At 63.7% G+C, this 22,446-nt stretch carries 23 protein-coding genes; 5 read left to right on the top strand and 18 right to left on the bottom strand.

The window, feature by feature from the left end; translation table 11 throughout:
* Nucleotides 1–13: 13 nt before the first annotated feature.
* Nucleotides 14–445 carry a DUF4437 domain-containing protein gene (locus tag AC1D1N_RS30510; RefSeq protein WP_436261447.1) on the bottom strand — a complete coding sequence of 144 codons (432 nt, stop codon included), beginning with the start codon at nucleotides 443–445 and terminating at the stop codon, nucleotides 14–16.
* Between the two features lie 115 nt (nucleotides 446–560).
* Entirely contained in the window at nucleotides 561–1,532 is a 972-nt protein-coding gene (locus tag AC1D1N_RS30505) for an AraC family transcriptional regulator (protein ID WP_477352973.1), read from the bottom strand.
* 91 nt (nucleotides 1,533–1,623) lie between these two features.
* Here AC1D1N_RS30505 and AC1D1N_RS30500 point away from each other — a divergent pair, with 91 nt between their 5' ends.
* Nucleotides 1,624–2,838 (top strand): MFS transporter, encoded by a 1,215-nt coding sequence (locus AC1D1N_RS30500; protein ID WP_477352972.1) that lies wholly within the window; start codon nucleotides 1,624–1,626, stop codon nucleotides 2,836–2,838.
* An 84-nt stretch (nucleotides 2,839–2,922) separates the two neighbouring features.
* Here the strand turns inward: AC1D1N_RS30500 and AC1D1N_RS30495 are convergent, their stop codons facing one another.
* A complete protein-coding gene (locus AC1D1N_RS30495; RefSeq protein ID WP_112562835.1) occupies nucleotides 2,923–3,270 on the bottom strand; it encodes a GFA family protein in 348 nt (115 codons plus the stop codon).
* Nucleotides 3,271–3,401: 131 nt separating this feature from the next.
* On the opposite strand from AC1D1N_RS30495, the gene AC1D1N_RS30490 reads away from it, so the two are divergent.
* Nucleotides 3,402–4,697 carry an amidase gene (locus AC1D1N_RS30490; protein WP_477352970.1) on the top strand — a complete coding sequence of 432 codons (1,296 nt, stop codon included), beginning with the start codon at nucleotides 3,402–3,404 and terminating at the stop codon, nucleotides 4,695–4,697.
* Between the two features lie 6 nt (nucleotides 4,698–4,703).
* Here the strand turns inward: AC1D1N_RS30490 and AC1D1N_RS30485 are convergent, their stop codons facing one another.
* The 5 genes from AC1D1N_RS30485 to AC1D1N_RS30465 form a co-directional block, all read right to left on the bottom strand.
* A complete protein-coding gene (locus AC1D1N_RS30485) occupies nucleotides 4,704–5,078 on the bottom strand; it encodes a hypothetical protein (RefSeq protein WP_477352968.1) in 375 nt (124 codons plus the stop codon).
* A 41-nt stretch (nucleotides 5,079–5,119) separates the two neighbouring features.
* Nucleotides 5,120–6,100 (bottom strand): NAD(P)-dependent oxidoreductase, encoded by a 981-nt coding sequence (locus AC1D1N_RS30480; protein WP_477352966.1) that lies wholly within the window; start codon nucleotides 6,098–6,100, stop codon nucleotides 5,120–5,122.
* 88 nt (nucleotides 6,101–6,188) lie between these two features.
* Nucleotides 6,189–6,905, bottom strand: coding sequence for a FadR/GntR family transcriptional regulator (locus tag AC1D1N_RS30475; protein WP_112562829.1), 717 nt, complete (start codon nucleotides 6,903–6,905; stop codon nucleotides 6,189–6,191).
* Nucleotides 6,906–6,907: 2 nt separating this feature from the next.
* Complete coding sequence (locus AC1D1N_RS30470; protein ID WP_477352964.1) at nucleotides 6,908–8,077, bottom strand: mandelate racemase/muconate lactonizing enzyme family protein; 1,170 nt, start codon at nucleotides 8,075–8,077, stop codon at nucleotides 6,908–6,910.
* A 56-nt stretch (nucleotides 8,078–8,133) separates the two neighbouring features.
* Nucleotides 8,134–9,021 (bottom strand): sugar phosphate isomerase/epimerase family protein, encoded by an 888-nt coding sequence (locus AC1D1N_RS30465; protein ID WP_352585618.1) that lies wholly within the window; start codon nucleotides 9,019–9,021, stop codon nucleotides 8,134–8,136.
* Nucleotides 9,022–9,422: 401 nt separating this feature from the next.
* Here AC1D1N_RS30465 and AC1D1N_RS30460 point away from each other — a divergent pair, with 401 nt between their 5' ends.
* From AC1D1N_RS30460 to AC1D1N_RS30450, 3 genes are all read left to right on the top strand, one after another.
* Nucleotides 9,423–10,478 (top strand): sugar phosphate isomerase/epimerase family protein, encoded by a 1,056-nt coding sequence (locus AC1D1N_RS30460; RefSeq protein WP_112562946.1) that lies wholly within the window; start codon nucleotides 9,423–9,425, stop codon nucleotides 10,476–10,478.
* A 60-nt stretch (nucleotides 10,479–10,538) separates the two neighbouring features.
* Complete coding sequence (locus tag AC1D1N_RS30455) at nucleotides 10,539–11,726, top strand: Gfo/Idh/MocA family protein (RefSeq protein WP_477352961.1); 1,188 nt, start codon at nucleotides 10,539–10,541, stop codon at nucleotides 11,724–11,726.
* A 216-nt stretch (nucleotides 11,727–11,942) separates the two neighbouring features.
* The gene (locus tag AC1D1N_RS30450) at nucleotides 11,943–12,794 is read left to right on the top strand and encodes a sugar phosphate isomerase/epimerase family protein (protein WP_112562824.1); all 852 of its coding nucleotides are present in this window, start codon (nucleotides 11,943–11,945) and stop codon (nucleotides 12,792–12,794) included.
* A gap of 307 nt (nucleotides 12,795–13,101) precedes the next feature.
* Here AC1D1N_RS30450 and phnE (AC1D1N_RS30445) read toward each other — a convergent pair whose 3' ends face one another.
* The 10 genes from phnE (AC1D1N_RS30445) to AC1D1N_RS30400 all read right to left on the bottom strand — a co-directional run bounded on the left by phnE (AC1D1N_RS30445) (nucleotide 13,102) and on the right by AC1D1N_RS30400 (nucleotide 22,444).
* On the bottom strand, nucleotides 13,102–14,469 hold the full coding sequence (phnE, locus tag AC1D1N_RS30445; protein ID WP_477352959.1) for a phosphonate ABC transporter, permease protein PhnE: 1,368 nt from the start codon (nucleotides 14,467–14,469) through the stop codon (nucleotides 13,102–13,104).
* 64 nt (nucleotides 14,470–14,533) lie between these two features.
* Nucleotides 14,534–15,490 carry a phosphonate ABC transporter, permease protein PhnE gene (gene phnE / locus AC1D1N_RS30440; protein ID WP_436261436.1) on the bottom strand — a complete coding sequence of 319 codons (957 nt, stop codon included), beginning with the start codon at nucleotides 15,488–15,490 and terminating at the stop codon, nucleotides 14,534–14,536.
* Nucleotides 15,491–15,546: 56 nt separating this feature from the next.
* On the bottom strand, nucleotides 15,547–16,455 hold the full coding sequence (phnD, locus tag AC1D1N_RS30435; RefSeq protein WP_477352956.1) for a phosphonate ABC transporter substrate-binding protein: 909 nt from the start codon (nucleotides 16,453–16,455) through the stop codon (nucleotides 15,547–15,549).
* 88 nt (nucleotides 16,456–16,543) lie between these two features.
* Nucleotides 16,544–17,392, bottom strand: a complete 849-nt coding sequence (gene phnC, locus AC1D1N_RS30430; RefSeq protein WP_436261435.1) for a phosphonate ABC transporter ATP-binding protein — start codon at nucleotides 17,390–17,392, stop codon at nucleotides 16,544–16,546.
* A gap of 135 nt (nucleotides 17,393–17,527) precedes the next feature.
* The gene (locus AC1D1N_RS30425; protein WP_477352954.1) at nucleotides 17,528–18,238 is read right to left on the bottom strand and encodes a DUF1868 domain-containing protein; all 711 of its coding nucleotides are present in this window, start codon (nucleotides 18,236–18,238) and stop codon (nucleotides 17,528–17,530) included.
* A gap of 88 nt (nucleotides 18,239–18,326) precedes the next feature.
* Nucleotides 18,327–18,944, bottom strand: a complete 618-nt coding sequence (locus AC1D1N_RS30420; protein ID WP_477352953.1) for a DapH/DapD/GlmU-related protein — start codon at nucleotides 18,942–18,944, stop codon at nucleotides 18,327–18,329.
* On the bottom strand, nucleotides 18,941–19,648 hold the full coding sequence (gene phnL / locus AC1D1N_RS30415; RefSeq protein ID WP_477352951.1) for a phosphonate C-P lyase system protein PhnL: 708 nt from the start codon (nucleotides 19,646–19,648) through the stop codon (nucleotides 18,941–18,943). The genes AC1D1N_RS30420 and phnL overlap by 4 nt, the downstream gene beginning before the upstream one ends.
* A gap of 2 nt (nucleotides 19,649–19,650) precedes the next feature.
* Nucleotides 19,651–20,427 carry a phosphonate C-P lyase system protein PhnK gene (gene phnK / locus AC1D1N_RS30410; protein WP_477352949.1) on the bottom strand — a complete coding sequence of 259 codons (777 nt, stop codon included), beginning with the start codon at nucleotides 20,425–20,427 and terminating at the stop codon, nucleotides 19,651–19,653.
* Nucleotides 20,424–21,335 carry an alpha-D-ribose 1-methylphosphonate 5-phosphate C-P-lyase PhnJ gene (locus tag AC1D1N_RS30405; protein WP_477352947.1) on the bottom strand — a complete coding sequence of 304 codons (912 nt, stop codon included), beginning with the start codon at nucleotides 21,333–21,335 and terminating at the stop codon, nucleotides 20,424–20,426. The genes phnK and AC1D1N_RS30405 overlap by 4 nt, the downstream gene beginning before the upstream one ends.
* On the bottom strand, nucleotides 21,332–22,444 hold the full coding sequence (locus tag AC1D1N_RS30400) for a carbon-phosphorus lyase complex subunit (protein ID WP_477352945.1): 1,113 nt from the start codon (nucleotides 22,442–22,444) through the stop codon (nucleotides 21,332–21,334). Before AC1D1N_RS30400 ends, AC1D1N_RS30405 begins: the two co-directional genes overlap by 4 nt.
* Nucleotides 22,445–22,446: the final 2 nt, after the last annotated feature.

Raw genomic sequence — 22,446 nt, 5'->3', positions numbered from 1 at the left:
CTGCAGGCGCCTTCTATTTCTGGAAATAGGTCTCGTAGGGCGTGTCGTTGATCAGCACGATCACGCACTCGGTCTCCGACAGGCAGGCGTCGTCGTGCATCTCATTGGCCTTCTGGGTCCAGAAAGATCCCGGCGGCAGTTCGACCTTGCTCGCCTCGCCGCCCTCCATCTGCCAATGCGCCCACAGCCCCTTTATGACCACCGCGCGGTAGTCGGCGGTGTGCGCATGGACCGGCGCGCGCCAGTTGCCGGGAACTTTCAGCAACGTGCCGGCCGGCCCCTTGGCCCGCTCGCCCCATAATGGGCCAAGGCGATGCGGCTGGTCCGGCACTTCGGCGACATAGGGGATCTTGTCGGCCGGCAGGTAGCTGTCCTCGAGGGCGAAGGCGCGAGCGGGAAAGATGCACAGAATGGCGAGCGCTAGAAACGCAGAGCGACTGGACATGGTGGGTTCCTCCGCCTGCCAGACTATGGAGGTTGGTCTCGCGTGCAATGACATGCCGTCCAAAAGGTTTGGCAATTTCTCCAGCCGCAGTGGGGCTGGCGGGACGTCCCGAATCTTACGGGAGGATGTCGCCGCCGCCGGTGTTGCGCAGATGGCTCGGTGCGACGCCCATCACCCGCTTGAAGGCGCGGCTGAAGGAAGCTTCCGAATCGTAACCCAGTTTCGCCGCTGCCACCGACACTCTCAAACCGTCGCGAGTAAGCCATTGCCGGGCCCGGTGCATGCGCACACGCAGCACGTATTTAGCCGGCGTTTCGCCGACGACGGTGGCAAAGCGCTGGGCGAAGGCGGAGCGCGAGGCGCCCATCAGCCTTGCCAGCGCCTCGACTGTCCAGTCGCGGTCGGGCTGCAGGTGAATGGCGGCGAGCACCTTGCCGACATCGGGATTGCGCACGGCGGCAATCCAGCCGGAGGCATCGCCGCAGCCATTCTCCACCCAGGAGCGGATGATGGTGGCGGCAAGCACGTCGGCAAGACGCGCCAGAATGCCGCCGGAGCCGACCCGGTCCATCGTCACCTCGCCGGCCATGGCATCGAGCAAATGCTGGATGCCCGGCGCGTTGGTCATGAGCTTATGCGCCTGCATCAGATTGGGCATCATGTCGAGCAGCGGGTGCGAGCCGTCGAGGTTGAAATGCATGCTGCCGCAGAACAACAGCGTCTTGCAGCCATCGCAGCCGTTGGAGACGTCGTAGATGTTCTCGCATACCGGTTCGATCGAGTAGCGGCCGATCGGAACGGGTGGCACGCCTGGCGCGCTGGCCAGAATATGCTCGTCGCCGCGCGGGATCAGCAGCGCGTCGCCCACCGACAGTTCGATCCACTCCTTCGACGGCGAAAACAGCCAGCAGCTTTGCTGTCCAATGAAATGGAACCGCGCCGCTTTCTGCGCGGGAAAGGACACGGCCCAGGGTTCGCCAAGCACGCAGCGGCCATAGTCGACACCGTCGAGGCGCAAGCCGCGCAGCATATCGGTCAGCGGGTCGCCGGACGCGGGTAAAGCGGCTTTGGACGAATTGTAGTTCATTTCGGTGTTTCTAACATGGAAACTCCAGTCCGTCACTTCCTATGTTGCAGTGCAGCCAAATGTTGCGCCGCAAGCAGACCGGAGACTGACCATGGCCGACTCCTCGACAGGCGTCATCGACGCCACAGTTCTGAACCCCGCGGAAGCCGACGAACGAACCGAGCCTGTTTGGGGCGCCGTGGTCTCGCTGGCGCTCGGTGTGTTCGGCTTGGTCACAGCAGAATTCCTGCCCGCCAGCCTGTTGACGCCAATGGCTGCCGATCTCGGCGTCAGCGAAGGCGTGGCCGGGCAGGCGGTAACGGCGACGGCTGTGGTCGGCGCCATCGCCGCGCCCACCATGGCCATCATCACCAGGCGGATGGACCGCCGGCTGGTGATGTGGATGTTGTCGAGCTTCCTGATCGTCTCCAATCTTCTTGCGGCCTTTGCCTCGTCGCTGCCCATGCTGCTTATCGCCCGCGTCATACTCGGCGTTGCGCTTGGCGGCTTCTGGGCGATGTCGGCGGCCATGGCGCTGCGGCTGGTGCCGATGCGACTGATGCCGCGCGCCATGTCGATCATCCTGACCGGCGTTTCGTTGGCCACCGTCACCGCTGCGCCGGTCGGCGCCTATGTCGGCGACATCTGGGGTTGGCGCACGGCGTTCATGATCGCGACCATCGTTGGCGGGCTGGCGCTGCTGGTGCAACTGGCGACCATTCCGCGGCTGCCGCCGGTTGGCGTGGCAAGCTTCCGCACTCTGCTCGAAGTGCTGGAGCGGCCGTCGATCCGGGTGGCGCTGCTGGTCGTGCTGTTGGTCGCTTCCGGCCACTTCGCCGGCTTCACCTATGTGCGCCCGTTCCTTGAGAAGGTGCCGCTGCTGCACATCGAGACGATCTCGCTGGTGCTGCTCGCCTATGGCATTGGCGGCTTCTTCGGCAACATCTTCGGCGGCATCGTGGCCGAGCGCAGCCTCAAGGCAGCCGTGGCGCTGGCGCCGTTGCTGATTGCTCTGGCCGCAGCCTCGATGCTGGTCTTCGGCACTTCGCCGACGATCGCTGCCGCTTCGGTTGCGGCCTGGGGCTTTGCCTTCGGCGCGGTTCCGGTCGGGCTGCAGAGCTGGCTGGTGCGGGCGGCGCCCGACCAGGCCGAAAGCGCGGGCGGGCTGATGGTGTCGACCTTCCAGGTGGCGATTGCGCTGGGCGCTGTCTGCGGCGGCTTGCTGGTCGACAATGCCGGTGTGGCCAGCGCCTTCGCCTATTGCGGCGCTGCGACCTTGCTGGCGGCGATCCTGGTGTTCGCGCGCGGCCCGAAAAGCGTTGAGTAATCTAGCCCAAAAACCATCGCTGGCAGCGGCCCGAGGACCATCGCGGTTTTCGGGCTGCTGTTGTGATGAGGCTATCGATAGGTTTCAGAACGAGCGGCCGTCGAAGTCAAAGATCGACAGGGAGGATGGGTCGATATCGGCGACGCAGTTGATGTTGATATAGGCACTGCGTTCACTGCCTTCGCGAACATCCTCGGCAAAGGGATGGATGCCGCAGGTGCGGCAGAAGCGATGCGCCATCGCATGATTGCCGAATGTATAGGTGCCGAGATCATCACCCCAGGCCAGCACGGTCAGGCTGTCATGCGGGATAGCGCATAGAAGCGCGCCTTTGCGCGAGCAGATCGAACAATTGCACCGCACGGCGCCGGTCAGCTCTGCCTTGAATTCGAACGCCACCTTGCCGCAGTGGCAGCTGCCTTTGTACAGCATCAGTCTCTTCCTATCGCTGGCAGGTGCAAAGGCACGCTGGCCGGGTTATCCCTTCCGCAGGCCCAACCGGCCGCTTGAACTCTCTGTGCTTGCTTTAAAGACGTTGCATCCTGGCGGAGTCCGACATCGACATGCAATCAATCCGCGATCATCTCGAAATCATCCTGTCACGTCTTGCCAATCGTGCGGACGAGAGGGTCTACACCAAAGTCTATGCCGAGGCGGCGCGGGCCGCGGCCGATGCCAGCGATGCGCGCAAACGGGCTGGTGTGAGCCTCGGGCCGCTCGATGGCACCATTGTCTCGATCAAGGATCTGTTCGATGTCGCCGGCGAGCCGACCACGGCCGGTTCGCTGATGCTGAAGAATGCAGCACCTCCCCTGTGGGACGCGGCAATCGTCAGCCGGCTGCGGCAGGCCGGCGCTATCATCATCGGCAAGACCAACATGACCGAATTCGCCTTCACCGCAATCGGCGACAACCAGCACTATGGCACACCCGGCAATGCCGCCGACGCCAGCCGCATTCCCGGCGGCTCGTCCTCGGGCGCCGGCGTTTCCGTGGCCGAGGGCACATGCGACATCGCCATCGGCTCGGATACTGGCGGCTCGGTGCGCATCCCGGCGTCGCTGAACGGCGTCGTCGGCTTCAAGCCGACGGCGCGGCGCGTACCGCTGACCGGCGCCTATCCCCTGTCCGCGACGCTGGATTCGATCGGGCCGCTCGCGCTGAGCGTCGCCGCCTGCGCGGTCGCCGACGCCGTCATGTCAGGGGACGAACTCCCGCCGCTGCATCTGCCGCTGTCACTTGCCGGCCTCCGCGTTGGCGTCCCGCGCGGTGTGCTGTTCGACGAGACGGAACCGGAGGTCGCGGCAGGCTTCGAGCGATGCTTGCGCGTGCTGGAGCAAAGCGGCGTGCGCGTCGTCGAGCTGTTGATCGACGATCTGATTGCCGAGATGCGCACGGCGACCAAACGCGCCTCGATCGCATCGATGGAAGGTGCCGAGGTTCATGCCGACTGGCTGTCCGTCGGAGCATCGGTTCCGGTGGACCCGCATGTCAGCGGGCCGCTTTCGCGGGCACTCGCCATTCCTGCCTCGGTCTATATCAGGACCATCCGCCGCCGCCGCGAACTCGCCGCTGTCATGGCCGAACGCCTGGCGTCAATCGATGTGTTAGCCCTGCCGACCGTGCCAATCGTCGCGCCCTCGATCGCCACCCTGGCCAGCGACGAAGCGCTGCGCAACAAGGCCGAGGGCCTGCTGTTGCGCAACACCCAGGTCGCTAACCAGTTCGACCTCTGCGCCATCTCGCTGCCGATGCCCGGCATGACGTTGCCGGCCGGGCTGATGCTGGTGGCGCGCAACGGCCATGACCATCATTTGCTGCGCATCGCGGCTGAGGTCGAAAGGCTACTCGGGTCGTGACTGGCGTCAGCGCGCCGCGCAGCGCTTGCGCTCGGTTTTCCTGGAAGCGCGTTCGATGTTGGTAGCGACCAGCATCGGCGGATCGTTCGCCTCACCGCGATGCTGGATCGATCCTCGAACGACGAGCTTTCCTGCATGGAGCTTGTCCGAGAGGTCAGGTGCCGATCTGTCCAGTGGCGGCAATTCGGTGGTGTTGAGAGAAACGCCTTTAATGATCTTGCCGGTGGTCAGATCGAGCGCGTTGCCCGACGGGCAGGGCGCCATCATGCAGACGATCCCATTGCTGCAATAGACATAACTGCTGTCGGCCAGAGCGATCGACGGCAATGCCGTGATCGAAGATGTGACGATAGCGAGGAGGGTGGGGCGAAGGCTGGACATGGTTCAACGTCGCGGAGAATGGGGCGAAAGCGCGATACGGCTCACGTGTCTGCCGGAAACCGCCTGCGGTAGTGCTCGACAACGTCGGGGTTGCGCAGATTGACCGGCAGCCGGTTGGCCAGCACCAGCAGCGTTTCGCCGGCAGCACCAACGCCCATGCGCATCATCGACTGTTCGGTAATGCCCGCCATATGCGGGGTGACGATGACATTGTCGAAACCGAAATAGGGGTGATTTGGCGGCAGTGGCTGTGTGGCAAAGACATCCAGCGCGGCGCCACCAATGCGGTCCTTGCGCAAGGCCTCGACCAGCGCGTCGTCGTCGATCACGGGCCCGCGGGAAATGTTGATCAAAAGCGCGTCGGGCTTCATGCGGGCGATGCGTTCGCGGTTGATCAGACCGCGTGTTTCCGGCGTCAGCGGGCAGCACAACACGATGATGTCACTCTGTTCGACCAGCGCGTCGATCGACAGGAAGCCGATCCTGTCGGGAGCCGGCTGCATGCTGCGCGTCGTCGCCACCACGTTGAGGCCGAAGCCGTGCGCGGCGATATGGCCGACCGCCTGGCCGATGGCGCCGAAGCCGATAATGCCGATCGTCTTGCCGGCGAGCTCGCTGGCATGGCTAGCGTGGTCGCGGCCGGCATTCCAGCCTTTGGCGCGCAGGTCGCGGTCGACCGAGCGGAAGCGGCGAAGCAAAGCAAGCGCCGCGAACATCACATATTCGGCGACCGAGCGCGCATTGACCGCCGGCACATTGGCGACCAGCACGCCGGCCGCGGCGGCGGCCTCCATCGGCACCATGTCGAGGCCGGCGCCGTGACGGACTGCTGCCCGAAGCTTCGTTGCGTTTTCGAACAGCGCCGGCGGCAGCGGCGCGCGCACGATGATGACGTCGGCGTTCTTCGCCTCCGCGGTCAGTGTTTCGGCGTCAAGCGCGGAGGCGACGACGAGTTCGCCGGCGCCGACCAGCATGGCGGAGGCACGCGGATGCAGCGTGTGCGTCGACAGGATTCTGGGCATGGAGCTCTCGTTCTTAGTCGCAATTCCCAAGGGCAAGCGCTGCGCGCTTTTCCCGGGAAAACCGTTTCACACTTTTCCTGGAATTGCTCTAGACCTTTTCGAGCGTGGAGTTTTTCTGCTCCATGCCCCGACCCTCGATGATCCCCTTCCAGTAGCTTTCCGCGCCTTGCAGATGGGCGCTCATCAGCGCCTGGGCGAGATTGCCGTCGCGGCGCAGCAGCGCCTCGTAGATCTGGATGTGCTCGGCATGCGAGCGCACCGAGCGCTCGGGGTCGTTGAAGTAGATCGGCAGGCGCAACTCGCCCATCAGATAGTAGACGCTGCAGATGTTGTGGAAGACGCCGTTCTTGGTCGCCCGGACGATTTCAAGGTGGAATTCACGGTCCTCCTTGGCGAGACCCTCGCCGGCGGCGATACGCTCTTCGGACGCTTTCAGGATCTCGCGCAGGCGCTCGAAATTCTCTTCGGTGGCGCGCGAACAGGCGAGTTCGGCGGCCTTGATCTCGTGGATCTTGCGCAGCTCCACGGTCTCGTAGATCTGCACCGGGTCGAGCGGCAGGCCCGCGCGGGCGAAAAGGGCCAGTGCCTCGACACTGGCCTGCCTGGTGTCGACATAGATGCCGGATTTGGCGCGGCGCTCGACGATGCGCATGGCTTCGAGAATGGCCAGCGCCTCGCGGATCTGGCCGCGGCTGACGCTGAAATGCTCCGCCAGTTCGCGCTCCGAGGGCGTGCGGCCGGTCTCCTTGTCCGAATGGGAGAACAGATAGGCGGCGAGTTCGGCGAGAAGGTTTTTTTCTTTCATCGTCAACTGCGTTGCGCGTGCGCCTCCAGGAACCGCTCCGAAATGGTGAATCCCAGACCCGGCTTTTCAGGGATCGCTATCATACCGTCTTTTGCTTCGACAGTCTCTTCGACAAGATCGTGGATCATCGGGTTGGCGCCGAGCGAATATTCGACGGTGAAGCTAGCCGGCGAAGCAGCACAGACATGCAGGCCGGCAAAGAAGCATGGCGCGCCGGCCCACAGATGCGGGGCAAAGCGCAGATTGAAGGCGCTGGCGATGGTGCCGATCTTCATCGCCTCGCTGATGCCCCCGCAAAAGGCCGGATCGGGCTGGAAGATGTCGGCCGATTTCAGCACGGCGAGATCGCGGAAGGCGTAGCGTGTCGCCTCGCTTTCGCCGGTGGCGATCGGGATCGAACCCGAAGCGCGTACCTCGGCCATGCCTGCTTTGTCGTCGGCGATGACCGGCTCCTCGAACCAGGCGAGGTCGAGATCGGCGGCGAGGTGGATGAAGCGCTTGGCTTCGGCAACCGTATAGGTGCCGTGGGCATCGACCATCAGTTCGACGTCGGGGCCGAGCGCCTGCCGGGCGGCACGGACACGGGCGGCGGAAATGTGCGGGGCGCCGTCCATGGCGCCGACGCGCATCTTCAGCGCCTTGAAGCCACCCTTGGCGATGTAGGATTTGAGTTGCTCGCCGATGGCGCCGGCTGCGGCCCAGCCGCCGGAGGCGTAGGCTTGCATGCGGTCGAGCTTGCGGCCGCCGATGAGCCGCCACACGGGCTGGCCCAGCGACTTGCCGAGGATGTCCCACAGCGCGATGTCGACGGCGCTGATCGCCGCTACGCTCATGCCACGCCGGGCCAGTTGCGGCATGGCGTGGCCGGCATGCGCTGCTGTCTCGTGGCGCACACCGTTGTAGAGCATCTCCCAGATGATGCCGATGTCGGCGGGGTCGCGGCCGATCAGCTGCGGCCCGACCTCATGGTTCAGCATGTGGACCAGCGCGCCATAGCTGCCGGCGCTGCCGGCGGCGTTCTTGCCTTCGCCCCAGCCGACCAGCCCGTCATCGGTCTCGATGCGCAGGATGGCAGCGTCGAAGGTCGTCACCTGGCCGAAGTCGCTGCGATGCTGCTTCGCGGCTTCGATCGGTATGCGGACCCACCAGGCCTGGACGTTTCTGATGCGCATGGTCATCCCCGGCCCCGCCGCCGGCAGGCGGAAGGGCGCATTCCAAATCGGATCGGCTACTTGATCAGCGGCAATAGCGTTTCGGCGGTGATGCGCATCTGGTCGGTGTAGAATTTCTCCGTCAGCACGCTGGAGCCGTGATCCTGGATGAACTTCAACTGCTCCGGCGAGATGTCGACCGGGTGGCGCTCGACCATGTCGGGATAAGGCGCGGCCGGCGTGCGGTCGACAGGCGCGACGAACTCGTTGGTCAGCGCGCCATCATAGCCGACTTCCTTCAGCGTCTGCACGATCCGTGGCCAGTCGATCTGGCCGAGGCCGGCGGCGAAGCGGTTGTTGTCGGCGACGTGGAAATCGAACAGGCGTTTGCCGACCTGGCGGATGGCGTCATAGACGTTAAATTCTTCCATGTGGATGTGGTAGGCGTCGAGGCAGACGCCGCATTCGGGGCTCACCGCATCGGCCAGGGCGAGGGCCTGCGCGCCGCGGTTGAACAGATAGGTCTCGAAGCGGTTGAGCGGCTCGACGGCGATTTTGACGCCGACTTTCTTGGCATGGGTGAAGCATTCGCGGGTGGCGTCGACCACCCACTTCCACTCCTCTTCCTCGGTGCCGTCCGGTACCACCTTGCCGACGGTGGCGGGCACAAGCGTGATGATCTCGCCGTCGAGCTCGCTGATCATGGTCAGCACGTCCTTGACGTACTGCACCGAGCGTTCGCGCTGACCCTGGTCCCTGGCGGCCAGGTTGCGTTCGCCAAGCATCAGCGTCACCGCACCCCAGCAGCGTATGCCGTGTTCTTTCAGCAGCGCGCGGGTCTCCTTGGTCTTGTATTGCTCGGGCTCGCCGGAAATCTCGATCGACTCGTAGCCGAATTTCTTGATGCGCTTCAGCGTCACCTCCAACGGCTCCGCGCGCATCCAGTTGTGCGTCGAAAGATGCATGGTCTATCCTTCCCAGAATTCGTCTGTGCCAGTTCGCCTGCGATGCGCCTCACTGAAGCGCGCCTCATGATTCCTCCCCAAGGCGCTCCAGCATTTTTACGCAAACTGGTTCGACCAATTGGGCCTGAATGGAGGTCTACAGCAATTTTTGTCACGCGGCAAGAACTGCCGCCGTGCGATCGCGACATCCATTTATTGTATTGATTATGCTTGCATATGTTCCCAATTTTAGGGTGCGCCGGCTGCTGCTCTTGCGAGTCAAATGGCTTGACCCATTTCCGGTATTTGGTAATACCAGAATGGCAAGTCGAGAATGCACATCACAAAAGACCAAAGAGGCTGGCCCTGCTTTCATCAGGCGCTATGCTTGGTCCCTGGAAAAATGAATTGGGAGGATGCCGATGCCGTCGACAATGAAAGGTCCGGGGCTGTTTCTGGCGCAGTTCGCGGGCGATGCCGCGCCATTCAATTCGCTGGCTTCGATCACCAAATGGGCGGCCGGTCTCGGCTACAAGGGCGTACAGATCCCGACCTGGGACGCACGCCTGTTCGACCTCAAGAAGGCGGCGTCTTCCAAGACCTATTGCGATGAGGTGAAAGGCATCTGTGCCGATGCCGGCGTCGAGATCACTGAACTGTCGACGCATCTTCAAGGGCAGTTGGTGGCGGTGCATCCCGCTTATGACGCGCAGTTCGACGGTTTCGCCCCGGCCTCGGTGCACAACAACCCGAAGGCGCGGCAGAAATGGGCGGTCGAACAGATGACGTTCGGCGCCAAGGCTTCGAAGAATCTGGGCCTGAAGGCCTCGGTGACATTTTCCGGGGCGCTGGCCTTCCCGTACCTTTACCCTTGGCCACAGCGGCCGGCCGGGTTGATCGAGGAGGCCTTCGCCGAACTTGGCAAACGCTGGAAGCCGATCCTCGACGTCTATGACGAGAATGGCGTCGATGTCGGCTATGAGATCCATCCCGGTGAAGACATCTTCGACGGCGCCACCTTCGAAATGTTCCTCGACGCGGTCGGCGGCCACAAGCGCTGCAACATCAATTACGACCCGTCGCATTTCCTGTTGCAGCAACTCGACTATCTCGAATTCATCGACATCTATCACGAGCGGATCAAAGCGTTCCACGCCAAGGATGCCGAGTTCAACCCGACGGGACGGCAAGGCGTTTATTCCGGCTATCAGAGCTGGACCAACCGCGCCGGCCGCTTCCGCTCGCTGGGCGACGGGCAGGTCGATTTCGGCGGCATCTTCTCCAAGCTCACCCAGTATGGCTACGATTCCTGGGCGGTGCTGGAATGGGAGTGCTGCCTGAAGCATCCGGAAGACGGCGCGGCCGAAGGCGCGCCCTTCATCCAGCACCACATCATCCGCGTGACGGAAAAGGCATTCGACGATTTCGCCGGCGGCACAACCGACAAGAAGATGCTGCGCGCGATGATGGGGATCTGACCGGCTTCGCCGGCAGTGGCAGACGCCAAAAGCAGAACGCACAAGACGAGGGAGACGATCATGGTCGGCGCATCGAAAGCTGAAACGGGAGGCGGCCCGATCCGCTATGGCATGGTCGGTGGCGGCCAGGGCGCTTTCATCGGCGCCGTGCACCGGATCGCGGCGCGCTTGGACAATGACTTCGTGTTGGTGGCCGGCGCGCTGTCGGCCAATCCCGAGCGCGCCAAGGCTTCCGCCGCCGAACTCGGTCTCGACCCGGCGCGCAGCTACGCGTCCTATGCCGAGATGGCCAAGGCCGAAGCCAAGCGTCCGGACGGCATCGAGGCGGTGGCGATCGTCACCCCCAACAATGTGCACGTGCCGGCGGCGAAAGCTTTCCTCGAAGCCGGCATCCACGTGATCTGCGACAAGCCGTTGGCGACGACTTTGGCTGAGGCCAAGAAGCTTGCCGCGCTGGTCGAGAAGACCGGCAAGGTGTTCGTGCTGACGCACAATTACACCGCCTATCCGATGATCCGGCAGGCGCGCGAGATGGTGGCCAAAGGCCAGCTCGGCGATATCCGCATCGTGCAATCCGAATACCCGCAGGACTGGCTGACCGAAGACCTTGCCGCCACCGGCCAGAAGCAGGCGGCGTGGCGCTCCGATCCCAAGCAGGCAGGGGCGGGCGGCGCGCTCGGCGACATCGGCACCCATGCCTACAATCTCGCGCGGTTCGTCTCCGGGCTGGAACTCGATTCACTGTCGGCCGATCTCGACGCTTTCGTGCCGGGGCGGCAGCTCGATGATAACGTCAACGTCATGCTGCGCTTCAAACCGGTCGGCAAGACGCATCCTGCCAAAGGCATGATCTGGGCGAGCCAGGTGGCGCCCGGCCACGAGAACGGGCTGAAGCTGCGCATCTACGGCTCGAAGGGCGGGCTGGAATGGGTGCAGGCCGATCCGAACTATCTCTGGTACACGCCGTTCGGTCAGCCCAAGCAACTGCTGACCCGCAATGGCGCCGGCGCGCTGCCGGTCGCCGGCCGCGTCAGCCGCGTCCCGTCGGGCCATCCCGAGGGCTATCTCGAAGGCTTCGCCAACATCTACCAGGAAGCCGCGCGGGCGATCCGGGCTGCACGCAAGAAGGGCGGCAAGCCGGGCAAGGATGTGGTGTTCCCGACGATCGAGGACGGCGTCGAAGGCATGGCGTTTATCGAAGCCTGCGTGAAGTCGTCGAAGAAGAATGGGGCGTGGACGAAACTTTAGGCGGCGCCTCCCCCTCACCCGGATTGCCAGCCGAATTGCAAAGGGCAATTCGGGACAATCCGACCTCTCCCCTAGGGGAGAGGAGGAGGTGGCGCCGACGCCAAGTCTCTTCTCCCCTAGGGGAGAAGGTGGCCGCGAAGCGGCCGGATGAGGGGGCATGGCGCGAAGTTGGCGACAGAAACCAGCGCGCGCCCGTCAAACGGGGAGGGAATGTCGATGAAAATCGGCATGTGTATGTTCTTGTGGACGACCAGCGTCTCGAAGAAGCACGAGGCGCTGCTCAGGGACATCAAGGCGACGGGCTTCGACGGGGTCGAGATCCCGGTCTTTGCCGGTACGCCTGACGACTACAGAAAACTCGGCGAAATGCTCGACCGCATCGGGCTGGAGCGCACGGCTGTGACCGCGATGGGCGATCCGGGGATGAATCTGATCTCGCCGGATGCGGCGACCCGCAAGGCTGGCATCGACTATATGAAATGGGCCATCGACTGCAGCGTGGCACTCGGTTCCGACAAGCTGAGTGGACCGCTGCATTCGACGCTCGGCGCCTTTTCCGGCAGTGGACCGACGGCGGCCGAGAAAAAACGTTCGGTCGCCTCGCAGCGCGCCATTGGCGACCATGCCGGCAAGAGGAACGTCACCATCGGGCTGGAGGCGCTCAACCGTTTCGAGTGCTACCTGCTCAACACGATGGCCGACCTGTCCGAGCACATCGACGCCATCGACCGGCCGCACATAAAGGCGATGTACGATACCTTCCACGCCAATATCGAGGAGGCCGACCCGATCGGCGCCTATACCAAGCACCGCCGGAATGTCGTGCATATCCACATTTCGGAGAACGATCGCGGCGTGCCGGGGCGTGGCAACATTCCGTGGAAGGAGACTTTTTCGGCGATCCGCAAGAGCGGCTATGACGACTGGTTGACGATCGAGGCGTTTGGCAGGTCGCTCAAGGATTTGGCGGCGGCGACCAAGGTGTGGAGGGATTTTTCGGAGAGCCCGGAGGCGGTTTATCGGGAGGGGTATAGGCATATCCGGGATGGGTGGAAGAGGGCGGCTTAGGCCCTGCGCCCTAGTCCATTTTCTATTTGCGTCGCGGCGGTTGCCAGGTGGTTCCCCCACTCCGTCTCGGCTTCGCCGAGCTACCTCTCCCCCCTCGAGGGGACCCTCCGGGGGGAGAGGAAAGGGAGCCGAGCGGCTCGGGAGAGGGAGAAAGCCTCAGCCTTTGAGGACAGGCACCGGCTAGGGCGGCCTGGTGCCTTTCCTCTCCCCCGTCGATCGGGGGAGAGGTGTCGAGCGAAGCTCGACGGAGTGGGGGTCGACCCTTTGGCGCCGGGTGAGACGGTGCTTGCGCTTCGGCGTCACAAGGCTACCCCTGCTCGGCCTGGATCCGGTTGTAATCATGGATCGTCCGGCTCAGCCTGCGGCGCAGGAAGTTCGAGATGTTGTCGAAGACGAACACGACCAACAGCGTCAGCAGCACCATGTAGAAGACGTTGGCCCAATTGGAGTTGGTGCGCATCGCTTCCCAGAGTTTCAGGCCGATGCCGCCGGCGCCGACGGCGCCGATGATGGTGGCGCCTCTTGTGTTGGATTCCCACTGGTAGAGCGTCTGGCTGATGAAGACCGGGATCACTTCCGGCATGACGCCGTAGCGCTGCACCAGCAACCCATTGGCGCCGGTGGACTTGATGCCTTCGCGTGGCTTGTCGTCGATGTTTTCCAGGCTTTCCGAATAGGTTTTGCCGAGCGTGCCGATCTCGGTGAAGAAGATCGCGGCACTGCCAGCGAGCGGTCCGGGGCCGAAGGCGCGGGTGAAGAACAGTGCCCAGATCAGCATATCGACCGAGCGCATGAAATCGAAGAAGCGCTTGAGTACCTGGCTGAGCAGCCCGCTCGGCGTGATGTTGCGGGCGGCGAAGAAGGCTAGCGGAAAGGCGACGAAAGCACCGAGCAAGGTGCCGAGAAACGCCATGACGATAGTCTGCAGCAGTTTCGTCCAGACGTCGCCGTGCTGCCACTGCGCATTGTTCCAGATGTTGTCGCCCGCCAGCGCGAGGTTCGAGGTGCCGGGCTTCAGTTCGGGTCCCGACCAGATCAGCGAGATCACTTCACCGGCCGGTTTGCCGAAGAAGGGCGAGCGCGTGTCGAAGACGAAATTCGCCCAGCCGAGGAAGCGCTTGCGCACCTTCACGCGGTCGACGGTGACGCGCACCTCGCCGACAAAACCCATCTTGGCGACGATCTCGTCGTCATGCGCGGTGATCCAGTCGGGCACCGTTCCTGATATCACCGGCTTGCCACTGGTCAGCGCGACCGGCACCGTCAGGCCATTGGCGACAATCGTCGCCTTGGTCTTGTCGAAGGTGATGGACTTGGCCTGGCCGTCGATCAGGACGGTGAAGGTGCCGTCCGCATTCCTGACGACCCAGTCGGGATTGGGGTTGTCGCCAAGGGCGGAAAAGCGCGGGTATTTCGGCGTGATCTCGGGCTGATCGAGGCGGAATTCGGGCTGCAGATCGTAGCTGATCCATTGCGTCAGGAAGAGCGGTAGACGCTCCCAGTGCGAGTCGCGCATCACCTGCGGCAGGTTGAAGAACCACAAGGCGTAAACGAGGTAGAGCAGGATGCCGCCGAACAGGAACAGCGGCGCGAAGCGCTTGTAGGCCGGCCGCCGGAACACCTGGGGATAGCGTTCCTCGATCGACGATATTTGCTCTGATGTCATCGTTGCCATGACAGATTTTCTCGTTTGACCATGACCTTTTCCGAAAACCGGATTCCACTTTTCGGGGTCATGGTCAGGCGCTCATCAAAAACGCTTGTTCGCCGACCAGCTTGCGGCGCAGCCAGGCGGAGAACTGGTCGACGATGAAGATCGTCGTGAACAACAGCAGCACCAGCGCCAGCGTCTTGGCGCCGAAACCGCGCGAGATCGAGAGCTTCAATTCCTCTCCGATGCCGCCGCCGCCGACAGCGCCGATGATGGTCGACGCGCGCACGTTGATCTCGACGCGCAGCAATGTGTAGGACATGAAGTTGGGCAGTACCTGCGGCAAGTCGGCGAAGCGCACGCGCTCGAACCAGTTGCCGCCGACCGCCCTCAAGCCTTCCTCGGCACGCATGTCGATGTTCTCGTTGATCTCGTAGAACAGCTTTCCCAGCGCACCGATCGAATGCAGGCCGATGGCGATGATGGCGGCGATCGGGCCGGTCGAGACGATGGCTGCGAACAGACCGGCGATGACGATCTCCGGAAAGGCGCGCAGCAATTCCATGAAGCGCTTGACCACGAGCCGCAGCACCGGGTGCGGCGTCAGGTTGCGCGCGGCGATGAAGGAAAATGGCACGGCGAAGATGAAGCCGATAAAGGTCGAGACCAGCGCCACGTTGAGCGTGGTCAGCATCAGCTCGAAATATTCGGGGATGTAGAAGCCGCCCCAGACATAGACGCGGCCGAGCGGGAAGTTGAACTCCTGGGTGCCGGTGTCATGCGGCGAGGCGATGTCGAACACCGCGCGCCAGACATCGTTCCAGTCCTTGGGGATCAGCCAGCTCAGGAAGTCGAGTATATGCGGCAGCCGGTCCCAGAAGTGGCCGGCATTGGCCTCGTCGGCGAACCACATGCTCGACAGCGTTGCCGCCAGCAGAAGGCCGATGCCGAGGATCGTATAAAGCCGTCGCAACGATATCTGGCGCTGCCAGGCGTTGGCTACCTGCAGAGTCGCGTCGGAGCGGGCTGTCGCTGACATGGTCATGATCGGGACATGCAAAAAGGGCGGCGCATCAAACGCCGCCCTTTCTGATTTTGCCGTTAGCCGCCGATGGCTGCCTTACGGGCTTCGACGATGACGTTGTAGAAGTCAGGCTTGACCGGTACGTAGCCGGTGAAATCGCCGCCTTCGACGCCTTCGAAGCAGGCCTTGTCCTTGGTCGGCAGGGCGGTGAAGAACGCAGTCAGCTTGGCGGTCATGTCGTCGCCCAGCGCCGTGCGCACGACCAGCGGGCCGTTCGGGATCAGGCCCGAGCGCCAGACTTCGACGAAGTCGTTAGGGTCGACGGCGCCCTTGGCGGTTACCTTGTGGAAGGTGCCGGAGGTGTAGCCGTTCTTGAAGTCGCCGATGCCCGAGGAATCGTCAACGGCAACGTCGACCTTGCCGTCGCGGACGGCGAGGATGTTGTTCTCATGGCCGCCATTGAACTGAGTCGAGGCGAAGAAAGCGTCGTTGGAAGCGCCGGTGTCCTTCGGGATCTGGGTCAGCGGGATCAGGTAGCCCGAGGTCGAATCCGGATCGGCATAGCCGAGCTTCTTGCCCTTGGCCGACTTGATGTCGGTGATGCCCGAGGACTTCAGCGCCAGGCCGATCGAATAATAGCCGGTGGCGCCGTCGGTCTGCTGGGTGGTGAGGATCGGGGTGACCGCCTTCGGGTCCTTGATGTAGACGCTGGCATAGCCGGAAGCGCCGAGTTCGGCGAAGTCGAGCGTGCCGCCGAGCAGGCCCTGGATGACGCCGTCATAGTCGGCGGCCGGGAACAGCGACACTTTTTCGAAGCCGAATTCGGTCTTCAGATGGTCGGCCAGGCACTGGTAGTTGCGCAGACGGTCGGTTTCGTTCTCGCCGCCGAGGATGCCGACGCGGAATTCCTTCATGTCGGCCGCATGAGCAGCGCTGGTCGCCATGGCGAGCACCGATATGGCGCTGAAAACCATCTTCCTGAACATTTTATCTCTCCTGTAGGTTCCGGCCCCGCGCCGGCAGCGTTCTTGATTTTGACAGATGCCCTTGACGCGGGCTGACGATCCCAGCCGCTCAGTATCCCGGGAATGCCGGCTCGAGCGGGCTGGCGGATGCTTCGATCTTTTGCTTGTAGGCGATGCTGGTCGAGGTGATGGCCTCAGAGATTTCAGCGCCATTGCTGTCGGCGCCGTAGACCTGGCGCACGGCTTCGCGGTTGAGCTCTTCCGGCGCGCCGTCGAAGACGACCTTGCCGGCGGCCATGCCGATGATGCGGTTGCAATAGGCACGCGCGGTGTCCAGCGTGTGCAGGTTGGTGACGACGGTGATGCCCTCGCGCAGATTGATGTCCTGCAGCGAGTCCATCACCACCTTGGCGTTGAGCGGGTCGAGCGAGGCGATCGGCTCGTCGGCGAGCAGCACCTTGGGCTGCTGCATCATGGCGCGGGCAATGGCGACACGCTGCTGCTGGCCGCCGGACAGCGTGCCGGCGGGCTGAAGTGCGGTGCGGGCGATATCGAGGCGTTCGAGCGCCGCGACCGCCTCGGCGCATTCGGCGCGGGTAAACATGCCGAGCAGATTGGAGACGGTCGAACGGTGATTGAGCCGGCCAAGCAGAACGTTGGTCAGGACGTCGAGGCGCGGCACAAGGTTGAACTGCTGGAAGATCATGGCGCAATCGCGCTGCCAGCGCCTGAGTGGCGAGCCGCGCAGCTGGGAAACCTCGGCGCCGTCAAAAAAAATCGACCCCTGGCTGGGGTCGATGAGACGGTTGATCATGCGAAGAAGGGTGGACTTGCCGGCGCCGGAACGACCGATGATGCCGACCATCTGGCCCTGCGGGATCGACAGGTCGATGGCGCTGACGGCGGTGTTCTTGCCAAATCGGCGGGACACGCCGCGGATTTCGAGCGTTGCTGACATGGCGTAACTTTCAGTCCGGTCGCAGTTTGAAGGTCTGTTAACCCTCGCTAGCGCAGCCGCATGAACCTGCGGTGTCGGATTGATGTCAGTTTTGTTACCGCCCACAGACCCGTGCGCCGGAGAAGGTGCCGGTGGTCAGCCCAGCACCAGCAACTCCTCGAAATGCTTCATGTCCTTGAAGTTGCAGAAGGCCGGCGGCTGCAACTCGATCACCGGCGCCCTGCGGGCGAACTCGGCGAGACTGTCGTCGAAGAAGTCCTGCCAAGCGGCGGCCCTGTCATCGGCGAGGCGCTGGATCTGGTAGGCAAAGGTGATGTGGAAGGTGTAAGCGTCGTGATCGGGGTGGCGGTAGCCGAACGGCACCGACAGCGCGTCGCGCCATGCGCTCATGACGCGCCGGTCCTCCTCCGTCGCGCCGGCAACGGTGAGCCCGGTCGGCACGACTTCGATCACCTCGACCTTGAATGGGCCGCGGCCCCGGAAGCCTTTCAAGCGCTCCAGATAGAGGCTGGTCATGGCGTCGATGCTGGTGTCGAGCGGCACGTCCTGCGGCCAGTAAGGCAGGCGGCGGCGATATTCGATGATGCCCTGGAACAGCGTCATGTGCAGGCTGGAGATGGGCGTGAAGGCCAGCCGGTCGGCATCCGGCATGGCGCGCATGCGCTCGCGCACCTCGATGACAACAGCTTCGGAAGGCGACCCGTTGACGAGATGGCTGACGACCGTATTGCCGGGCTCGAGAAGAAAATTGCCCGCTGTGTCGTAGCGTGTACCCAGGTGCACCGGAGGCTTGGGGTTGGTGCCTTCGAAAAAGCCGGCGAGCGAGGGTCTGATGGTTTGAGGCATTGCGATCTCCAAGGGAAGACCGCGTCTTGCCCCGAGTCCTGTGTCAGGGATGTGAATCGGGCCGGTCTTATGACGATGATGTGATCGGCTATCCGCCGTATTTTTCCAAGAAAGCCTCAGCCCCTAGCTCGCGAAAATCGTCGAGCGCGGCGCGCAGCCTGGTATGATCCCAATCCCACCATGCAAGCGCCTGGTAACGTTCGGCGGTGCGGCGATCGAAGCGTTCGCGGATCGGTTTTGCCGGCACACCGCCGACGATGGTGTAGGGGGCGACATCCTTCGACACGACAGCGCCGGCGCCGACCGCGGCGCCGTCGCCGACAGTCACGCCGGGCAGGATGGTCGAGCCGTGGCCGAGCCAGGTGTCGTGGCCGATGGTGACGCGCTTGGCACGCCGCTGGGCGAAGAATTCGCTCTCATGCTCAGCGTCGTCCCAATAGTCGGAGGCGCGGTAGGTGAAGTGATGCAGTGTCGGCCGCCAGGTCGGGTGGTTGGTGGCGTTGATGCGCACACTTGCTGCGATGTTGGAAAACTTGCCGATCGTCGCGCACCAGACGGCGCAGTCCTGCATCATGTAGGAATAGTCGCCGAGGATGCTCTCGGACACCCGGCTGCGGTCGGCGATCTCGGTCCAGCGGCCCAATGTCGAGTTTTCGACCTGCGCCGTTTCGTGGACGAATGGCGCCTCCGACAATTTCCTGCTCATGCGGCGATTATTCCGGCGGCGAAAGAGGTAACGTCGATGATGCGATCGGCGACGGCATCACGGACATCCAGGTCATGGAAGATGCCGAGCAAAGCGACGCCCTGCGCCTTCTTGGCGGCAATCAGCGAAACAACCACGTCGCGGTTTTTCGCATCGAGCGAGGCGGTCGGCTCGTCGAGCAGCAGGACTGGATGCTCGGTGATGAAACCGCGCGCGATGTTGACGCGCTGCTGCTCGCCGCCGGAAAAAGTGGCCGGCGGTAGCGCCCAGAGTTTTTCCGGCAGGTTGAGCTGCGCCAAAAGCGAGCGCGCCTTCGTCCGCGCGACCTCGCGCTCCTCGCCCCGCTCGACCAGCGGCTCGGCCACGACATCCAGCGCCGAGACGCGCGGCACGGTGCGCAGGAACTGGCTGACATAGCCGATCGTCTGGCGGCGTACCGAGAGCACCGTGCGCGGGCTGGCCGTGGCGAGGTCGATCAGGACGCCCTCATGCTGGACGATGATCTGGCCTTCATCGACGGCATAGTTGCCATAGAGCATTTTCAGGATCGAACTCTTGCCGGCGCCCGAGGGGCCGCCGAGCACGGCGCATTCGCCGGCCCTGATTGAGAATGAGACCCCGGCGACAACCGGCAGTTTGATGCCGTCGCGCAGATGCATGGTGAAGCTCTTGGCGACGTCGGAGACAACGAGGGGCGTCGGCATGGTCACACCTGGAGGATCGAGGAAACGAGAAGCTGCGTGTAGGGCGCGCGGGGATCGTCGAGGACGCGGTCGGTGAGGCCGCTTTCGACGACGCGGCCGTCCTTCATCACCATCATGCGCTGGGACAGGAGCCGCGCCACGGCGAGGTCGTGGGTGACGACGATCGCCGCGAGGCCGAGATCGGTGACCAGGCCGCGCAGCAGATCGAGCAGGCGTGCCTGCACCGAGACGTCGAGGCCGCCGGTCGGCTCGTCCATGAACACCAGCCGTGGGCCGGTGACCAGATTGCGGGCGATCTGCAGGCGCTGGCGCATGCCGCCGGAGAAGGCGCGCGGATCGTCGTCGATGCGGTCCTCGTCGATCTCGACACGCGACAGCCAGTCGACGGCGGTGGCGCGGATCTTGCCGTAATGGCGGTCACCGACCGCCATCAGCCGCTCGCCGACATTGGCACCGGCCGACACCGTCATGCGCAAGCCGTCGGCGGGATTCTGATGAACAAAGCCCCAGTCGGTGCGCATCAGGAAGCGGCGTTCGGCCTCGCTCATGCGGTAGAGCTCGCGGAACTGGCCGTCGCGCATGCGGTAGCTGGCGGTGCCGGAAGAGGGCAGCAGCCGCGTCGACAGGCAGTTGAGCAGCGTCGTCTTGCCGGAGCCGGATTCGCCGACGACAGCCAGAACTTCACCCGGCCAGAGATCGAAGGTGACGTTCTCGCAGCCGACGCGCGAGCCATAGAATTTGGACAGCGCCGAGACGCGCAGCAGCGGTTCGTCGGTCATTGCGCCGGCTCCATTTTTTCTGCAGCAAGATGGGGCTCGGGGGCAAGGTGGCCGCGATGGCCGTCTGCCCGCCGCTTCTCGCAATGGTCGGTGTCGGAACAGACGAACATGTGGCCGCCATGGTCGTCGAGGATGACTTCGTCGAGATAGACGTTCTCGGCGGCGCACAGTGCACAGGGCTGGTCGAAGGTCTGCACCTCGAACGGATGGTCCTCAAAGTCGAGACTGACGACATCGGTGAAGGGCGGCACCGCGTAGATGCGCTTTTCACGGCCGGCGCCGAATAATTGCAAGGCCGGCGAGCGGTGCATCTTGGGATTGTCGAATTTCGGCGTCGGCGACGGGTCCATGACATAGCGGCCCTCGACCTTGACCGGATAGGCATAGGTGGTGGCGATGCGGCCGTGTTTGGCGATGTCCTCATAGAGTTTCACATGCATGAGGCCGTATTCCTCAAGCGCATGCATCTTGCGCGTTTCGGTCTCGCGCGGCTCGAGGAAGCGCAATGGCTCGGGGATCGGCACCTGATAGACCAGAACCTGTCCGGCGCTGAGCGGATGTTCGGGAATGCGATGGCGGGTCTGGATGATCGAGGCGCTGGCCGTGTCCGTGGTGACAGCGACATTGGCGACCTTCTTGAAGAAGGCGCGGATCGAGACCGCATTGGTCGTGTCGTCGGCGCCCTGGTCGATGACCTTCAGCACATCGTCGGGACCGATGATCGACGCGGTGACCTGCACGCCGCCGGTGCCCCAGCCATAGGGCATCGGCATTTCGCGCGAGGCGAACGGCACCTGATAGCCGGGGATGGCGATGCCCTTGAGGATCGCCCGGCGGATCATCCTTTTGGTCTGCTCGTCGAGATAGGCGAAGTTGTAGGTGGCGATGTCTGTCGGTTGGGCGTTCATTCCGCGGCCTCCTTCTTTTCGTCCATCGCGATGGGGTTCTCACGCGCTTCGTACGCGGCACGCATACGGCGCACGAGATCGAGTTCGGCCTGGAAGTCGACATAGTGCGGCAGCTTCAGATGCTCGACGAAGCCGGTCGCCTGGACATTGTCGGAGTGCGAGATGACGAACTCCTCGTCCTGCGCGGCGGCGACGACATCCTCGCCGAGTTCGGTGGCACGCAGTGCCCGGTCGCACAGCGCCATGGCCATCGCCTTGCGCTCGCTCTGGCCGAAGACGAGGCCGTAACCACGGGTGAACTGCGGCGGTGCCTTGGCCGAACCCTTGAACTGGTTGACCATCTGGCATTCGGTGACGCGGACCGAGCCGAGCGGCACGGCGAAGGGCAGTTCCGGCACGTCGAGCTCCAGCTCGACCTCGCCGATGCGGATCTCACCGACAAAGGGATGGTTGCGGGCATAGCCGCGCTGGGTGGAATAGCCGAGCGCCAGCAGGAAACCCTCATCGCCGCGCGACAGCGCCTGCAGACGGATGTCGCGCGCCATCGGGAATTCCAGCGGCTCACGGGTGATGTCGCCGGGAACATGGTCCTGCGGCATCTCGCCGTCCGGCTCGATCAGGCCTTCGCGGGCAAGGATCGCCGAAACGCGCGGCATCGCCTCCGCTTCACCAACGCGCTGCAACGGCTCGGCGACATCGGCGCCGGCGGCAAGCTCGGGGTCGAGCAGCCGGTGGGTGTAGTCAAAGGTCGGCCCAAGCAACTGGCCGCCGGGCAAATCCTTGTAGGTCGCCGACACGCGCCGCTCGACCAGCATCGCGCCGGTGTCGATAGGATTGCTGTAGCCGAAGCGTGGCAGCGTCGTGCGGTAGGCGCGCACCAGGAAGATCGCCTCGATCATGTCGCCGCGCGCTTGGACGATGGCGAGCGCGGCCAGTTCACGGTCGTAAAGCGAGCCTTCGCTCATCACCCGGTCGACGCCGAGCGCCAGCTGCTCGACGATCTGGTCGAGGCGCAGTGCCGGCACCGAACGGTCGCCGCGCCGGCGGTCGGCGAGCAGGCTGTGGGCATTGGCGATAGCGGCTTCACCGCCTTTTACCGCGACATACATTT

It is taken from the genome of Mesorhizobium sp. P2_B5, from assembly GCF_056404775.1.
This window is presented reverse-complemented; position numbering and strand designations above follow the sequence as displayed.

Bases quoted from the DNA above. Each gene is read 5' to 3' on its own strand.
- AC1D1N_RS30510 (WP_436261447.1), bottom strand. From the start codon at position 445: ATGTCCAGTCGCTCTGCGTTTCTAGCGCTCGCCATTCTGTGCATCTTT.
- AC1D1N_RS30505 (WP_477352973.1), bottom strand. From the start codon at position 1,532: ATGAACTACAATTCGTCCAAAGCCGCTTTACCCGCGTCCGGCGACCCG.
- AC1D1N_RS30500 (WP_477352972.1), top strand. From the start codon at position 1,624: ATGGCCGACTCCTCGACAGGCGTCATCGACGCCACAGTTCTGAACCCC.
- AC1D1N_RS30495 (WP_112562835.1), bottom strand. From the start codon at position 3,270: ATGCTGTACAAAGGCAGCTGCCACTGCGGCAAGGTGGCGTTCGAATTC.
- AC1D1N_RS30490 (WP_477352970.1), top strand. From the start codon at position 3,402: ATGCAATCAATCCGCGATCATCTCGAAATCATCCTGTCACGTCTTGCC.
- AC1D1N_RS30485 (WP_477352968.1), bottom strand. From the start codon at position 5,078: ATGTCCAGCCTTCGCCCCACCCTCCTCGCTATCGTCACATCTTCGATC.
- AC1D1N_RS30480 (WP_477352966.1), bottom strand. From the start codon at position 6,100: ATGCCCAGAATCCTGTCGACGCACACGCTGCATCCGCGTGCCTCCGCC.
- AC1D1N_RS30475 (WP_112562829.1), bottom strand. From the start codon at position 6,905: ATGAAAGAAAAAAACCTTCTCGCCGAACTCGCCGCCTATCTGTTCTCC.
- AC1D1N_RS30470 (WP_477352964.1), bottom strand. From the start codon at position 8,077: ATGCGCATCAGAAACGTCCAGGCCTGGTGGGTCCGCATACCGATCGAA.
- AC1D1N_RS30465 (WP_352585618.1), bottom strand. From the start codon at position 9,021: ATGCATCTTTCGACGCACAACTGGATGCGCGCGGAGCCGTTGGAGGTG.
- AC1D1N_RS30460 (WP_112562946.1), top strand. From the start codon at position 9,423: ATGCCGTCGACAATGAAAGGTCCGGGGCTGTTTCTGGCGCAGTTCGCG.
- AC1D1N_RS30455 (WP_477352961.1), top strand. From the start codon at position 10,539: ATGGTCGGCGCATCGAAAGCTGAAACGGGAGGCGGCCCGATCCGCTAT.
- AC1D1N_RS30450 (WP_112562824.1), top strand. From the start codon at position 11,943: ATGAAAATCGGCATGTGTATGTTCTTGTGGACGACCAGCGTCTCGAAG.
- phnE (WP_477352959.1), bottom strand. From the start codon at position 14,469: ATGGCAACGATGACATCAGAGCAAATATCGTCGATCGAGGAACGCTAT.
- phnE (WP_436261436.1), bottom strand. From the start codon at position 15,490: ATGACCATGTCAGCGACAGCCCGCTCCGACGCGACTCTGCAGGTAGCC.
- phnD (WP_477352956.1), bottom strand. From the start codon at position 16,455: ATGTTCAGGAAGATGGTTTTCAGCGCCATATCGGTGCTCGCCATGGCG.
- phnC (WP_436261435.1), bottom strand. From the start codon at position 17,392: ATGTCAGCAACGCTCGAAATCCGCGGCGTGTCCCGCCGATTTGGCAAG.
- AC1D1N_RS30425 (WP_477352954.1), bottom strand. From the start codon at position 18,238: ATGCCTCAAACCATCAGACCCTCGCTCGCCGGCTTTTTCGAAGGCACC.
- AC1D1N_RS30420 (WP_477352953.1), bottom strand. From the start codon at position 18,944: ATGAGCAGGAAATTGTCGGAGGCGCCATTCGTCCACGAAACGGCGCAG.
- phnL (WP_477352951.1), bottom strand. From the start codon at position 19,648: ATGCCGACGCCCCTCGTTGTCTCCGACGTCGCCAAGAGCTTCACCATG.
- phnK (WP_477352949.1), bottom strand. From the start codon at position 20,427: ATGACCGACGAACCGCTGCTGCGCGTCTCGGCGCTGTCCAAATTCTAT.
- AC1D1N_RS30405 (WP_477352947.1), bottom strand. From the start codon at position 21,335: ATGAACGCCCAACCGACAGACATCGCCACCTACAACTTCGCCTATCTC.
- AC1D1N_RS30400 (WP_477352945.1), bottom strand. From the start codon at position 22,444: ATGTATGTCGCGGTAAAAGGCGGTGAAGCCGCTATCGCCAATGCCCAC.